Raw genomic sequence first — 16240 nt, forward strand, 5'->3', positions numbered from 1 at the left:
GGAATTTTAACTTTCCAAAGAATTCGCTGTCTTTCAATTGGTTTATTGTATACAAATATACACTTTTTAAAGTTTCTCTAGTATTGTATTATATCTGGATATAGATTTCAAGTAAAAATTATTAAAAAATTTAAAAGTTATGTAAATCAGAAACAAACAAATGTTTTTATTCAGCAGACAATTCGAGATGCAAATATGCCAGTTTTGCAGAAACATCTACCCAAAAGGATTATTCTTTTGCATTCGTGAGCATCCAGCCCGGGGAGGGCCTTTTATTTCATAAGTAGTTCTAAAAATTAAACAGTGAAATAAAAAAAGCGAAATCTTTATAAATTTCTCTATAAAGATCTCGCTATAAACTTAATAAAAATTATTTTGCATAATCAGTTACTCTGGATTCTCTGATTACATTTACTTTGATCTGACCCGGATATTCTAATTCGGATTCAATCTGTTTTGATATGTCACGTGCAAGTAAAATCATATCGGCATCTGTAATCTGATCCGGTATAACCATAATTCGGACTTCTCGGCCTGCCTGAATTGCAAATGACTTATCTACCCCTTTAAAGCTGTTTGATATATCTTCTAACTGTTTCAATCTGTTTGTATATGTTTCCAATGTTTCTCTTCTTGCACCAGGTCTTGCCGCTGAAATAGTGTCGGCAGCCTGTACGATACATGCAATTAATGACTCAGGTTCAACGTCACCATGATGTGACTCTACCGCATTAATAACAATCGGAGATTCCTTATGCTTTCTGCACAAATCAACACCAATCTGAATATGTGAGCCTTCCATCTCGTGGTCAACAGATTTTCCAATATCATGTAGTAATCCAGCCCTTTTTGCCATCCTGATATCTACTCCGATTTCACCAGCCAACAGGCCTGATAAATGGGCTACTTCAATCGAATGTTTCAAAGCGTTTTGTCCATAGCTTGTTCTAAACTTCATTTTACCAAGTAAACGTACAAGTTCCGGATGAATTCCATGAACACCAACTTCAAGTGTTGCTGCTTCACCTTCTTCACGAATCATGACTTCAACTTCTTTTTGAGCTTTTTCAACCATCTCTTCAATTCTTGCTGGATGGATTCTTCCATCTACAATCAGTTTTTCAAGAGCAATTCTTGCTATTTCCCTTCTGATTGGATCAAAACCGGATAAGATAACTGCTTCCGGTGTATCATCGATGATTAAGTCAACACCGGTTAAGGTTTCTAAAGTACGGATATTACGCCCTTCTCTACCAATGATTCTTCCTTTCATCTCATCATTTGGAAGTTGAACAACAGATATGGTTGTCTCTGCCACATGATCTGCAGCACATTTTTGAATTGCAGTTACAACATAATCCTTTGCTTTTTTGTCAGCTTCTTCTTTTGCTTTGCTTTCAAGTTCTTTTACTAACATAGCCGTTTCATGTTTAACTTCGTCTTCAACAGTTTTTAAAAGATATTCTTTCGCTTGTTCGGAGGTAAGTCCAGAAATTTTTTCTAACTCCTGCAATTGTCTGCTGTGAAGTTCTTCTGCTTCTGCCTTGATTCTGTCAAGTTCTGCTTCTTTTGCAGTAAGCTTAGATTCTTTCTTCTCAAGTGCTTCCGTCTTCCTGTCTAAAGTTTCTTCTTTAGAAAGAACACGTTTCTCGTAGCGCTGCACTTCTGCTCTTCTTTCCTTAGTTTCCTTCTCTAGTTCATTCTTAGTCTTTAATGACTCTTCTTTTGCTTCGAGTAAGGCTTCTCTCTTCTTAGTTTCAGCTGTTTTTAAAGCTTCATCTATGATTTCTCTTGCTTTTTCTTCTGCAGAACCAATCTTAGCCTCAACGACTTTTATTCGATAGGCTATAGCAAAATGCCAAACAAGAGGAGCAACTACTACCAAGGTTACTAAAATAGCAATAACTATTTTTAGTATTTCTTGCACAGGAGCACCTCCTTATTTAATTTTCATTGTACAAAGATACAACACTTAAATTTTATACTGTTTTGCTCAGTATGTCAAGTATACTTCCTAAATTTTTATGCATTATGTCATAATATAACGAAAATAATCGATATTATTTTGAATTATTATACTAATCGCCCTATTAATGTGCAAAAGTATAAATCAACTTATCAAATGTTTCATTCATATAATTCATAAGAATAATAGGGGTCTTTTTATTATATTCTTTCACCAATAAAATAAAATCCTTTACATTCCGTTAACTTTACTTTTATTAATGAGCCGATCATATCCGGAGTCCCGTTAAAATGAACCAGCATATTATTACTTAATCTTCCGGTTAATAAGGAATTGTTTTGTTCATTTACTTCTTCGACAAGAATTTCCTGTACTTCACCTTCATGTGTCTTTGTAAGTTCAGATGAGATCTCCTGAATAACCTTTAACAAACGGTCAAACCGTTCCTTGGCAACTGCCTCTTCTACCTGATTGTCCATATTAGCTGCAGGAGTTCCGGTCCTTTTTGAATACAGGAAAGTATATGCACTGTCATATCTTACTTTTTTAACTACATCTAAAGTCTCCAAAAAGTCCTCTTCCGTTTCTCCTGGAAAACCTACGATAATATCTGTTGTCAGTGAAATACCCGGCATTGCGGTTTTTATGCGTTCAACCAAGGATAAATAATCTTCTTTGGAATACTTTCGGTTCATTATTTTTAAAACCTTACTACTGCCTGACTGCACGGGCAAATGCAGATGATTACAGATTTTCTTCGAATTTTTCATGACTTCGATTAAAGAATCGGATAAATCTTTGGGATGGGAGGTCATAAAACGAATTCGTTTCAGTCCTTCAATTTTTTCAATTTCTTTTAACAGGTCTGCGAAAGACATAGTTGTGCTAAGAGTCTTTCCATAGGAATTAACATTCTGGCCCAAAAGCATAATTTCTACTACACCGTCAGCAACCAAATCCTTAATTTCATTTATTATATCTTCCGGATTACGGCTTCTTTCCCTGCCCCGCACATAAGGTACAATACAATAGCTGCAGAAATTGTTACAGCCATACATAATATTAACTCCGGCTTTAAACTGATATTTTCTTTCGCTTGGGAGATCCTCTACAATTTGATCAGTATCTTTCCAGATATCGATAATCATTCCCTTGGAAGTTAATCTGTTATACATTAATTCAGCCAGTTTAAATATATTGTGAGTTCCAAATATAATGTCAACAAAGCGGTAGCTTTTTCTTATCTTATCCACTACAGCATCCTCCTGCATCATACACCCGCATAATGCAATCATCATATTGGGGTTTTTCTTTTTTAGACTGTTAAGGTAACCAAGCCTTCCATATACTCTGGTATTTGCATTTTCTCTTACCGTACAGGTATTATAAATAACAAAGTCAGCTTCTTCCGTATCCGTTTCCTTAAAACCTATTTTCTCCAGAATACCAGCTAACTTCTCAGAATCTTTCGCATTCATCTGACACCCAAAAGTCTGTGTAATGAAAGTTAATGGCCTTCCTGTTTCTGCTTCTTTTTCTTTCACCCAATCCCTGCACTTAGCCATAAAATAATATTGACGCTCCGGTTCTTTGCTGGGTTCTGTTCCCAAACTATCTATTCTATCTAAATCAATTTCCATATAATTCATATCTAATCTCAACTTTCTAAATAATTTATACCGGCTATAATTCTTATGATAAAAAAGCGTTTAAAGTTATAAGCCGGATGAAAGGTTTCTCTGCTAGTTACTTACAAAATTAATAACAGTTATTTTGTAACATTAAGATTATATATGAATCATGGGAAAATTACAACACCGTATTCATTCTGTATAATACGATAGGGATAAAAAATGTTCCTATAGGCGAATGCTAGGTACGAAAGCAGCACCTTTAACAATGAGCTGGTTATCTTTGTTTGGATTCAATTTGATTCAGTTTAATTCATTTTTTATCCGTTCCTCTTTATCCATCGGTTCTTATATCACTCATTTATATATTTGCCGCATTTTTATGTTTTATATATTCATATTTTTCTAACAGAACCGTTTCAATATCAATATCATATTGATAACATATTTCAAATATTCTGATTATAACATTTGCTAATTCTGCCGGTATACCTTTTGGATCACTGTCTACTCTGTAATAAGTATAACAAGGGTGATACCTTTATAAAACTCATCCAAAGTTTCCGATAAATCTTTGTGGCATAATGCGATCATCTCAAAAAAGTCTCTCTCCCGTTCGTTAAAATACCCGAGTCCCATCGAATATTCTCCTATTTCATTCACATAATCCTTGATACTTAATATATCATAAAGTTTTAAGGTATGTTTTTTATCATCTTCAAACGTTAATTTTCCATTACTATAAAGAGTTAATACCCAACGTCCTAAATCTTTTAAAGCGCTGTTAAATGATTCTGCAGTTCCTGAATTAGGATTGGTTTGTTCTGTGCATCTTTTTATCAACCTTTGTAATTTGGTCATAATTTAATCTCCTGTCAGTCAAGAAAAAAATATTTTGAACGAATTAATTCCTAAAATTCTTTGCTGTTGTTATAACTCCTTATGCTCTCCCTTTATACAAAATTTATGGGATATATATTAAGGGTAAAATACCGCATTTTATCCATTCACACATATCCCAAAGAAGTTTTTAATATTAAATGGTTAACACTACCTGATTTGCCCATTTCCAAATATAATATATTTGGTCGATGTCAGAGCTACCAAGCCCATAGGTCCTCTCGCATGTAATTTCTGTGTACTGATTCCTATTTCCGCCCCAAATCCGAATTCTCCACCGTCTGTAAACCTTGTAGAAGCATTAACGTAAACTGCAGCAGCATCGATTTCATTTAGAAACTTCATTGCATGGTTATAATCATTGGTTATAATAGCTTCTGAATGTTTGGTATTATAACAATTGATATGTGCAATGGCTTCGTCAATGGAATCAACTACTTTTAATGAGATAAAACGGTCCAAGTATTCTTTTCCATAATCCTCCTCCGTAGCAGGTTCCATTTTATTACAAATTGTCCTGGCTCTCTCATCTGCGCGAAATACAATCTCTTTTTCTGTTAATCTTTCATAGACCAGAGGTATAAATTTATCAGCTATTTTGCTGTGAACGACAAGGGATTCACATGCATTGCAAACACCCAGTCGCTGTGTTTTTGCATTATCAATGATATTTAATGCCATATCAAAATCTGCATATTCATCTACATACACGTGGCAATTACCTGTTCCTGTCTCGATAACCGGAATTGTACTGTTTTCAACAACCGTACGAATTAAACCGGCACCGCCTCTCGGTATTAATAAATCGATGTATTGGTTTAACCGCATCATTTCCTTAGCTGTTTCTCTGTCAGTATCCTCAATTAACTGAATGGAATCTTCACAAAGATTAACTTGTTTCAGAGCTTTTTTAATAGCTTTAACAATTGCGATATTAGAATGGAGCGCATCACTTCCGCCACGTAATATAACAGCATTTCCTGTTTTAAAGCATAAACCGAAAGCATCTGCGGTAACATTTGGACGGGATTCATAAATAATTCCGATTACACCGATCGGCACTCTTTTTTGGCCAATCGTTAATCCATTAGGCCTTGTAGTCATGGAAATTACTTCTCCAACCGGATCATTTAAATCAACGATTGCAAGCAGCCCCTTTGCCATAGCTTCAATTCGATTATGATTTAGGCGTAAACGGTCAATCAAGGACTCCATCATACCATTTTCCCTTGCTGCCTTTATGTCTAATTCATTTGCATTTAGTATATCGGCTGCATTATCAAGTAAGGACCTGGCTGCACTTCGAAGTCCTTCATTCTTACGCTCTACGCCTAAGACATTTAACAATGTTGCTGCTTTTTTTGCCTTTAGACCGATTTCTTCCAAATATTTCATAGGAACCACCCTTTCTATACTCTAATAATTAGGTCATTACAAAACAACATTATTCATAAACTACATCGTTTCGCAATGGTCTGTTTTTATTATTAATATCACATTATCTGATTATGCCGCATTGGGTAATAATAGAATCAACCTTTATATCAAAATCATCTGCCGGTACTTTCTTAAGTATCTGAAAATCATAGGCTAATGCAATTTTTATTAAAGGATAAGATTGATATTTTGCAAAAAAAGAATCGTAATATCCTTTTCCGTAACCAATTCGGTTTTTATGTTCATCGAATGCCAATCCGGGTACAATAACCAGATTCTCTTCCAATGGGTCTGGAATCGCTTCTTCATTCGTAGTTGGTTCTAATATTCCAAGTACACCCGGCTTTAAATCTTCAAATGAATGAATGAAAAAAAACTTCATGCCTTCCTTTGTTATTTTAGGGACCGCTGTTTTTTTACCCTGTTCGAAAGCTGTCTTTATAAGTGAGGTGGTTATTACCTCCTGATTAAATGAAACATAACTGAAAATCATTTTACATTTATTAAATTCAGGAATATTATATAACTGCTCCAGAATTCGTTCACTGTAACTCTTTTGATCCGATTCCGGTAAATACTTCTTTAAGTCTTTTATAGATTTACGGATTTCATTCTTTTCCATCTAATGTTTATCCTTCTTTGCCAATTCCGTAACAGTACCGTCCGGGTTTAAAATCGAAACCTGATTTAATGTACCTCTAAGATTTTTTCGTACTGCCTGAATGTACTCATTTCTTAAGTCTGCCTGTTCCATCTTTTCTTCTTCTGTCAATCCTTCGTTCTGGGATTTATGATATAACTCATTTATTCTGGCTAGCTTTTTATCATCCATTTTTTTACCTCTTGCATACCGTAAACTTTTATCCGGTTCTGCTTCTTTATTACCTTTCTTAAGCATTTTAAAATCATCAAATAATTTATAACTATCAGGGATATTGTTTTGTTCGTATATAATCCAATAAAACAAAATTCTCATCTTTATGAGCTTTAAATAAGGTTCCTACATTTTTACCTTCCATAATTTCATTAATTATGTATACGTCTTCCCCATTGGCAATAATCATGTCTGCGCCGGAATCGGTTGCAATCTTGGCAGCCGAAATTTTAGTCGCCATACCTCCGGTTCCAACGGATGAGGAAGAATCTTTGCCCATCTCACAGAGTTTTTCATCAATGACTTCAACATAATCAATAAAGACAGCTTCCTTATTTTTGTGCGGATCATCCGTATATAATCCGTCAATGTCGGACAATAAAATCAACATATCTGCATGTACCAGCGCTGCTACGATTGCAGATAAGGTATCATTATCACCAAATTCCAATTCATCGGTGGATACCGTATCATTTTCATTTACAATAGGAATGACTCCCATATTTAATAATTCTTCAAACGTATTCCTTGCATTTTTTCTGCTGATATCATTAATCATAGTATATTTTGTCATTAATATTTGTGCCGGTACCTGATTGTACTCAGCAAATAATTTCTGGTATACCATCATAAGTCTGGCCTGTCCTACTGCCGCACATGCCTGTTTAACGATTTTATCACTGGGTTTTTCTTTTAGCCCTAAAGTCTCTCTTCCTACCGCAATAGCTCCGGAGGATACTAAAATAACATCCTTACCCTGATTTCTTAAATCTGTTAAAATCCTTATCAGCTTCTCCATTTTAGATAGATTTAAACTGTTGGTTGTTTCATGCGTTAAAGAGGAGGAACCGATTTTTATTACTATTCTCTTTTTATCCTTAATTGCTGTTCTATTTAAAGACATAAAATACTCCTTTCAAACTAACACCCTCGTAAGCTTACTTGCGATACTGACATTATTATCATATTTTCAAAGAAACTGCAAAGCAGTTTCTTTTTTACACTATACTCTGTAACGTTTTGCAATTGCTTCAAAAACTTTAATACCATCCATGGCAGCCGAAGTGATTCCGCCGGCATACCCGGCCCCTTCCCCGCAGGGATAGATTCCGGATATATTGGATTCATAATATTCATTCCGTTCAATCCTGATAGGGGAAGAAGTCCTGGTTTCCACTCCGGAGAGCACCGCTTCCTCATCCCCATAGCCGGGTATGATTCTGTCAAAAGCTTGAATACCTTCTGATAACGATGTTATAATATAGTTCGGAAGGCATTGACTTAAATCCGCCAGCTGGTATTTTCCTTTAATATTGGGTTCAATATGGCCTATTGTAACACTCGGCCGGTTATTTAACAAGTCTCCGAATAACTGCACCGGTATATTGCCTTTACCGGTTTGATATGCTTTTCTTTCCCAGGTACGTTGAAATTCCACCCCTGATAAAACTTCCGGCACTTCAGCCCGCTTGGGAAAATCAGCCGGAGTTACTGTTACTATTAATGCACTGTTGGCATTTGCTTCATCCCTTGCATGATTGCTCATACCATTTACAGCAATTCCGCCTTTTTCGGAAGAAGCATTCACTACGAATCCCCCCGGGCACATACAGAAAGAATAAATACTTCTTCCCGTACTGGCATTATAGGTTAACTTATAATCCGCAGCAGGCAGTTTTGGGTAATATGCTCCATACTGATTCTGATTGATTAAAAACTGGGGATGTTCAATTCTTACACCGATAGCAAAGGATTTTGCAGACAGTTTAAGGCCTTTCTTATATATCAATTCAAAGGTATCCCTTGCACTATGCCCTATTGCCATAACCAGTACACTGCAAGCAAGCCGTTCATTCTTATTAACCTCAATACCGGTTAATTTACCATTTTCTAAAAAGATATCAGTAAGACAGGTATTAAATCTTACCTCTCCTCCTAATGATATTATTTCTTCGCGGATTCCTTTCACCACTGTCCTGAGCTGATCCGTTCCGATATGGGGTTTATTGAGATATAATATTTCACCGGGAGCACCGTGTTCAGCAAACACCTCCAAAACTTTTAGATTTCTTCCGTATTCATCTTTTACCAAGGTATTAAGCTTTCCATCAGAAAAAGTACCTGCTCCGCCCTCACCAAACTGTACATTGGAATCAGGATTCAGTTCACTGGTTTCCCAATATTGCTCTACTGCTTTTATACGGTTGCTTACGTCATCTCCCCGATCTATAATAAGAGGATGATACCCATTTTTAGCTAACATAAGTCCGCAGAACAATCCGGCTGGGCCGGTTCCTACTATGACAGGCCTGTTATTAAGCTTCTCTTCACCGGTTGCTTTAAAATTATACTTCGGCCTCTCTCCCAATGTTATGTTAGGGTTATGAATCCGCTTTATTATCTTTTTTTCTTCAGGTACTTTCACTTCCACGCTGTACACAAAAAGGATATCATTCTTTTTTCTTGCATCAATGGATCTTTTTAGTATGGAATATTCTATAATTTCCGTCTCAGGGATTTTTAATTGTTTTGCGATTAATTTCTTTAAGTCTTCCATCGTATGATCAATCTTTATTTTTAACTGATTTATTTGAATCATATATTACCGTTTATTACTACAGGTAATCCTGTAATACTGCCGCTAATTGTTGAATGAGTTCCTTACGGCATTCCTTTCTTTGATATTTTCCTTCAATATCTGACTATTTAACTCCGCAATTCATTCCGGCTAATGCACCGGTGGACCAGGCCCACTGGAGATTATAACCACCGCAGGTTCCATCCACATCGAGTAATTCACCGGTAATATATAAACCTTTCATTAACTTTGATTCAAGGGATACCGGATTAATGTCAGCTGTATCAACTCCTCCGGCGCTAACCTGTGCCTGATCAAAGGAATTAGGTTCCGTAATGATAACCCGCCATTCCTTTAATTGCTTTACAAAATCTTTAATCTGATTATTATTAATAGAACTGCTGATCTTGGTTGGTTCTACTCCTGCCTCTATCAGTCCAATATATATTAATTTATTATTTAATAAGCCAATCAGATTCTCTTCCACGGTTCTGGATGGGTTTCTATTTATTCTGTACAATATCAGATTGTAAGCTTCTTCAGCAGCCATATGGGGCAGATAATCTATAATAAGATGTACTTTTTTATTTTCACTTAAGGCTTTGGATGCAAATCTGCTAATCTGTAAGATAGGGATTCCGGATACGCCGTATGCTGCTAATAATAACTCACCCTGCTCTTTTGTAACAAACTTCTCATTGACATATAAGGCAACCAACGCTTCCGTCCGAACCCCAGACAATGTTTTAAAATATTTGGAATTGGACTTTAATTGCACCAGCGCCGGCAAAGGTTTTATAATCCTGTGTCCTAAACTTTTTGCTAATTGATAACCGCTGCCGTCGGATCCAAGATTCGGTGACGCACAACCGCCTGCCGCCAATATTACCTGATCCGCAAGATAGGTCTCCTTGTTGGTTATAATTCGAAATTGATCTTTTAATTTAAAGATCTGTTCCACATGTGTATCGGCAATAATCCTGACTTTCAGCTGTAACAACTCCAAACGGAGTACTTCTACCACTGACGATGCCTGTTCTGAATTGGGATATACATATCCGTTTTTCTCTTTTGGATATATTCCAAGTTCCTTAAATAAATCGATGGTCTGTTCTGCTCCGAACCCGGATAACACTTTCATGGCAAACGAATTGTCATTACCTCTGTAATGTTCCGCTTTCTGGTTTAAATTTGTATAATTACACTTTCCATTACCGGTAGCCAGTATTTTCTTGCCAATCTTATCTTTATGTTCCAGAATAGTGACCTTATTCTTATTCCTTGCCGCATAAATCGCCGCTACCAGCCCGGATGCACCGCCACCGATAATTATTATATTACTCATTAAGGGAATCCTCCCAGCTTATCTGAATTTAAAAATAAAAAGAATTGAGCAGGATAATCTATATTAAATCCTGATTAATATCTATATTTATCCTGATTATAATATCTATATTTTAACCATAATCCAATGATTTTTTCAAGCCTTTATTATTAAAGGCCGGATTTATATGGTAAGATTACCTGAAATCCATTATTAATTCTATAGAAATAATACTATATATTTATCATCATAACAATTAATTAACAATCTGTCATTCTTAAAATTATACAAAAAAATGTATAATTTTTATAATATAAAACACTGATTCTTTAATTCTAATTTTTGTTTGAATAATTTTTAATCTGGCACCATTAAATTAATATATATTGGCTATTTTAATAGGGGCAGAACTCAGTATAATGTTCTCATAACAATAACTGCTAAAACAGTTATACTATCCGGATATGTGTTAAATTTATCATTAAAATAATGGAGGTTATATGAAAGAGAACAGATATGAACTTAATAAGGAATTGGCCCAGATGCTTAAAGGTGGTGTAATCATGGATGTAACCACACCTGAGCAGGCAATTATCGCCGAGGAAGCAGGTGCTTGTGCGGTTATGGCGTTGGAAAAGATACCGGCAGATATCAGAGCTGCCGGTGGTGTGGCCAGAATGAGTGATCCGAAAATGATTAAAGGAATTCAGGAAGCAGTATCTATTCCGGTTATGGCTAAATGCAGAATTGGCCATTTTGCAGAAGCACAGGTTTTAGAAGCTATCGAAATTGATTACATTGATGAAAGTGAAGTTCTCTCACCTGCAGATGATGTTTATCATATAGACAAAACTAAGTTTAAAGTACCGTTTGTATGCGGTGCGAAAGATTTAGGAGAAGCATTAAGACGAATTAATGAGGGTGCCTCCATGATACGCACCAAAGGTGAGCCGGGTACCGGTGATATTGTGCAGGCGGTTCGCCACATGAGACGGATGAATGGAGAAATTGCCCGGATAGCCGCTTTAAGAGAGGATGAATTATACCAGGCAGCTAAGGAAATACAGGTTCCATATGATTTAGTTCTGTTTATTCATAATAACAGAAGACTACCGGTCGTTAATTTTGCGGCAGGCGGTGTTGCAACACCGGCGGATGCTGCACTTATGATGCAGCTTGGAGCAGAAGGGGTATTTGTAGGTTCCGGTATCTTTAAATCCGGTGATCCGGCCAAAAGAGCCGCAGCAATCGTAAAAGCCGTCACGAATTATAACGACTCAAAGATGATAGCTGAATTATCCGAGGATCTGGGTGAAGCAATGGTTGGAATTAATGAGAACGAAATTAAACTTCTTATGGCAGAAAGGGGCCTCTAAATGGTAATCGGTGTTTTGGCACTTCAAGGGGCTTTTATCGAACACGAAAATACCTTAAACAAATTAGATATAGATTGTTTTGAAATTCGAAAATGCTCTGATATAGAAAGAGATTATGACGGACTCATCCTGCCTGGTGGAGAAAGTACTGTAATGGGTAAGTTATTACGGGAATCAGGGCTTTTTAAACCGCTTAAGGATAAGATACAGGCGTGTATACCTGTTATGGGTACCTGCGCAGGATTAATACTGCTTGCATCTGAAATTGCAGATTCTGATACGGTTCATTTTGGAACCCTGCCGGTTACTGTTAAAAGAAATGCATACGGGCGTCAATTGGGAAGTTTCTATACGGAAAGTAATTTTGATGATATTGGTGTCGTTCCCATGAAATTTATCCGGGCACCCTATATACAATCAGTTAAGGATGGTGTTAAGATTTTAGCTGTAGTTGAAAATCATATTATTGCAGTACGGTATCAGAATCAATTAGGGATTGCTTACCACCCGGAACTTACCGATAGCTTAGCAGTTCATAGATATTTTATTAACATGATTAAAGGAACCGATGAAATCTAAAGGAAACTTTCAATTAACTCCTTTCGTATTTAAAAAATCAGACTGTTGCAAAATAATAAAAATAGGAACTCTTAATGAATAGAAATATAAGTCAATTCCTATAATTTTGCAGCAGTCCATTTTAATAGTTACAGGCATTAGTTGAAAGATATTTATTTGCATTAAAAAGTAAGGCTTCTTGCCCAGTTAATTGCTTTCCGTAAATTCTTTTCTTTATTTTTCATTAAGGGATTTACGAAATCTGTTTGTCCTATAAAATGATTATTTTTTAAGGCTTTCTTAATCAGCCTTAAGCATTTGTCAGCCCCTCCTCCTATATGACAGGCAAAAACTGCTACATTTTTACCCTCAAAACTATACTGTTTTATGAAAGTATTAAACGGAGCAGCATATTTCCCGGCCCATACCGGTGTACCAATTATTATGTTTTCATATGGTTTTAGATCAATTTTTTCATTAGTTAATTCCGGCTCTTCCTTAAAAATAACGCTTTTACCACCAAAAAAGAATTTTTTAAACCCTGACTGGGGGTATACATTTTTTGTTTTTAATTCCAAAATATCTGCTTCCAATTCTTTTGCTAGAATTTCCGAAATATACTTTGTATATCCTCCCAAGGAATAGAATACAACTAACGTTTTCATTAAAATCTCCTTTCTATTATACCCTTCTGCCCCTATGTACTTAATTTTAAACCCCGATCACGTTTCCATTTTTTCACTAATCAAATAATAACATATTAATGTAAAAAAGATAGTAAAAATGACAATTATTTTTACTATCTTTTCCATATCCTTATGTTATTATGTACCAAATTAGGTTTAATATTTAATATTTTATCGATAAAATAACCTATGCTTTTTTATTATATTTCAATTATAATATCTAAATTCATAATATTTAAATGTAGTAATGAGCTTATTTTATTATTATTCAAATTAATTCTCATATATATTATTATTTAAATAACTATATTTTGATACGAGCGTCAAAAGCCATACAAATAAATTACATTCGTTGATTTGCACATCTTTAACTCTGCATCACGCTATTCAAAATATAAATTGTGTAAATTGACGAAACTATAATAATTGGCTTTTGACGCTGGAATCAGATTATTAAATGAAACATTTTAGATAGTACTGTATTAAAATATTTTATATTATCCTATTTAAATATCCTTAATAACCTGGCAGGTTCTCCTTATATCTTCTTCCGTGTGGGCAGCCGATACAAACATTGCTTCAAATTGGGACGGAGCGATATAAATTCCTTTGTCCATCATTTTTCCAAAATAATCAGCATACTTAACCGTATCCGAAGTAACAGCAGAATTATAATCTTTTACTTTATAATCCGTAAAAAATGCACATATTAAGGAACCAATCTGGTTCACCTGAATAGGTTCCTTTTTGTCTTTACTGCGTTCTGCAAAGGCATCTGCAAGTTGTATTGCTTTCAATTGCATTTCCGTATATAGCCCTGGATTTTCGTATAATATTTCAAGAGTCTTAATTCCGGCTGCTGTGGCTACGGGATTTCCGGATAAGGTTCCGGCCTGATAAACCGGACCTAAGGGTGATACCATCTGCATAATATCTTTTCTTCCGCCATATGCTCCTATTGGCATACCTCCGCCTACAATTTTCCCAAGAGTAGTAAGATCCGGTTTTATTTTATAATACTCCTGAGCTCCTCCGATTCCTAAACGAAAGCCGGTAATTACTTCATCAAAAATAAGTAAAGAACCATTCTCATTTGTAATATTTCTTAAGAAAGGTAAGAAATCTTCTTCCGGAAGAACCACACCCATATTAGCAGCTACCGGCTCAACGATAACTGCAGCTATTTTTCCTTTATATTCTTCAAACAACTGCTGCACGGATGATTTATCATTATACTCCGCAATTAAGGTATTCTCGGTATAGGATTTCGGTACACCTGCACTGTCAGGTACCGCCTGAGTAAGTGCCCCGGAACCTGCCTTTACTAATAAACCGTCAGAATGACCGTGGTAACAGCCTCTGAATTTGATTATCATATCCTTTTTTGTGAAACCTCTGGCAGTCCGAATGGCACTCATGACGGCTTCGGTCCCGGAACTTACTAAACGTACCATCTCCATGGAAGGCATTATCTGGGATATTAATTCAGCCAGTATCACTTCTTTTTTTGTAGGTGCTCCAAAAGTCAAACCGTCTCTTACAGCCTTGTTAACCTCTGCTATAACTGCTTCCTGGGCATGACCTAAAATAGCCGGTCCCCAGGAACAAACATAATCAATATATTCATTGCCGTCTGCATCATAGATTTTACTGCCTTTTGCTTTTTCTATAAAGACAGGAGTTCTGCCTACCGATCCAAATGCTCTGACCGGACTGTTCACACCACCCGGCAGGAACCGGATTGCTTCCTTATATAATATTTCTGATATTTGATTTTTCATGCTTTATCCCTATTACATATCGCAAACCCATCTGCGATATTGCCACTATATATGCGAAGAATAGCTGCGTGGCAACCTTTCCTGATCTAAATTTTTTATCACTATTAATTATTGGATATCCAGCCTGCAACGTCCAAGGCATGATATGTAATAATAATTTTAGCACCGGCACGTTTCATTGCAATCAAATTTTCCATAACTATCTTCTTCTCGTCAATCCACCCGTTTAAAGCTGCCGCTTTTACCATAGCATATTCTCCGCTTACATTATAAGCAGCAATTGGATAATCCGTTTCCAAAGCAACGGATTTAATGACATCCAGATAAGCCAAAGCCGGCTTTACCATGACAATATCGGCACCCTCCTCAATATCATCCTTTACTTCTCGAATAGCTTCTTTCACATTAGCATAATCCATCTGATACGTTTTGCGGTCACCAAATGCCGGTGCGGAATGTGCCGCATCGCGGAAAGGTGAATAATAACCGGAAGAATATTTTGCGCTGTAGGCCATAATAGGAGTATGAAGAAAGCCGTGTTCATCCAGTGCCGTACGGATTGCATGTATATGACCATCCATCATATCGGATGGTGCTATAATATCAGCTCCTGCTTTAGCACAGCTAACGGCTGCATCTGCCAATAAGGGTAATGTTTCGTCATTTAGTATAACCCCGTCCTTAATTAAACCGCAATGACCATGAGAAGTGTATTCACAAAGGCAGATATCCGCAACCACGACAAAATCTGGATATTTTTTCTTTATAAAACGGATCGCCTTTTGAACAATTCCGTTCTCATTATATGCCTGACTACCTACTTCATCTTTATGTTCCGGAATTCCAAATATCAGGATGCTTTTTATTCCGCGTATATTAACGCGTTCTAATTCTTCTCCCAATCTGTCAATGGAATATTGATAAATTCCAGGCATGGACTCCACGGGATTCTTTTGATTTTCCCCTTCGACAACAAACATTGGATATATAAGATCCGATATCTGTATACTGGTTTCCCTGACTAAAGCCCGTATCGTTTCATTTACCCGAAGCCTTCTTCTCCTAATCATAATTATCCTCCTATTATCATTGAATTATATATTTTTCTTTAGTATGATTCGCCCGGCAA

At 36.1% G+C, this 16240-nt stretch carries 14 protein-coding genes; 2 read left to right on the plus strand and 12 right to left on the minus strand.

From position 1 onward, the window contains the following. Positions 1 to 370 precede the first annotated feature (370 nt). From rny to Ana3638_RS17920, 9 genes are all read right to left on the minus strand, one after another. On the minus strand, positions 371 to 1918 hold the full coding sequence (rny, locus tag Ana3638_RS17880; protein ID WP_161840616.1) for a ribonuclease Y: 1548 nt from the start codon (positions 1916 to 1918) through the stop codon (positions 371 to 373). Between the two features lie 248 nt (positions 1919 to 2166). Further along, the gene (gene miaB / locus Ana3638_RS17885; RefSeq protein WP_161839250.1) at positions 2167 to 3615 is read right to left on the minus strand and encodes a tRNA (N6-isopentenyl adenosine(37)-C2)-methylthiotransferase MiaB; all 1449 of its coding nucleotides are present in this window, start codon (positions 3613 to 3615) and stop codon (positions 2167 to 2169) included. A 489-nt stretch (positions 3616 to 4104) separates the two neighbouring features. Next, positions 4105 to 4458, minus strand: a complete 354-nt coding sequence (locus tag Ana3638_RS17890) for a hypothetical protein (protein ID WP_161839251.1) — start codon at positions 4456 to 4458, stop codon at positions 4105 to 4107. A 189-nt stretch (positions 4459 to 4647) separates the two neighbouring features. Beyond that, positions 4648 to 5892, minus strand: a complete 1245-nt coding sequence (locus Ana3638_RS17895) for a glutamate-5-semialdehyde dehydrogenase (protein ID WP_161839252.1) — start codon at positions 5890 to 5892, stop codon at positions 4648 to 4650. A 103-nt stretch (positions 5893 to 5995) separates the two neighbouring features. Further along, on the minus strand, positions 5996 to 6556 hold the full coding sequence (locus tag Ana3638_RS17900) for a 5-formyltetrahydrofolate cyclo-ligase (RefSeq protein WP_161839253.1): 561 nt from the start codon (positions 6554 to 6556) through the stop codon (positions 5996 to 5998). Next, complete coding sequence (locus Ana3638_RS26865; protein ID WP_161840617.1) at positions 6557 to 6766, minus strand: DUF896 domain-containing protein; 210 nt, start codon at positions 6764 to 6766, stop codon at positions 6557 to 6559. A gap of 94 nt (positions 6767 to 6860) precedes the next feature. Continuing rightward, positions 6861 to 7712: a glutamate 5-kinase gene (proB, locus tag Ana3638_RS17910; protein WP_161839254.1), complete on the minus strand. Its 852-nt coding sequence runs from the start codon at positions 7710 to 7712 to the stop codon at positions 6861 to 6863. 99 nt (positions 7713 to 7811) lie between these two features. Further along, a complete protein-coding gene (locus Ana3638_RS17915; protein ID WP_161839255.1) occupies positions 7812 to 9407 on the minus strand; it encodes an NAD(P)/FAD-dependent oxidoreductase in 1596 nt (531 codons plus the stop codon). 103 nt (positions 9408 to 9510) lie between these two features. Then, complete coding sequence (locus tag Ana3638_RS17920) at positions 9511 to 10731, minus strand: BaiN/RdsA family NAD(P)/FAD-dependent oxidoreductase (RefSeq protein WP_161839256.1); 1221 nt, start codon at positions 10729 to 10731, stop codon at positions 9511 to 9513. A 479-nt stretch (positions 10732 to 11210) separates the two neighbouring features. On the opposite strand from Ana3638_RS17920, the gene pdxS reads away from it, so the two are divergent. Both pdxS and pdxT read left to right on the plus strand, forming a co-directional pair. Then, positions 11211 to 12086 (plus strand): pyridoxal 5'-phosphate synthase lyase subunit PdxS, encoded by an 876-nt coding sequence (gene pdxS / locus Ana3638_RS17925; protein ID WP_161839257.1) that lies wholly within the window; start codon positions 11211 to 11213, stop codon positions 12084 to 12086. Next, positions 12087 to 12665 (plus strand): pyridoxal 5'-phosphate synthase glutaminase subunit PdxT, encoded by a 579-nt coding sequence (gene pdxT, locus Ana3638_RS17930; protein WP_161839258.1) that lies wholly within the window; start codon positions 12087 to 12089, stop codon positions 12663 to 12665. Positions 12666 to 12826: 161 nt separating this feature from the next. Here the strand turns inward: pdxT and Ana3638_RS17935 are convergent, their stop codons facing one another. The 3 genes from Ana3638_RS17935 to hemB form a co-directional block, all read right to left on the minus strand. Beyond that, a complete protein-coding gene (locus Ana3638_RS17935; RefSeq protein WP_161839259.1) occupies positions 12827 to 13309 on the minus strand; it encodes a flavodoxin family protein in 483 nt (160 codons plus the stop codon). Positions 13310 to 13836: 527 nt separating this feature from the next. Further along, positions 13837 to 15111: a glutamate-1-semialdehyde 2,1-aminomutase gene (gene hemL, locus Ana3638_RS17940; RefSeq protein ID WP_161839260.1), complete on the minus strand. Its 1275-nt coding sequence runs from the start codon at positions 15109 to 15111 to the stop codon at positions 13837 to 13839. A gap of 104 nt (positions 15112 to 15215) precedes the next feature. After that, positions 15216 to 16181, minus strand: coding sequence for a porphobilinogen synthase (hemB, locus tag Ana3638_RS17945; RefSeq protein ID WP_161839261.1), 966 nt, complete (start codon positions 16179 to 16181; stop codon positions 15216 to 15218). Positions 16182 to 16240 lie beyond the last annotated feature (59 nt).

Origin of the sequence: Anaerocolumna sedimenticola (assembly GCF_009931695.1) — a bacterium.
GTDB lineage: Bacteria > Bacillota > Clostridia > Lachnospirales > Lachnospiraceae > Anaerocolumna > Anaerocolumna sedimenticola.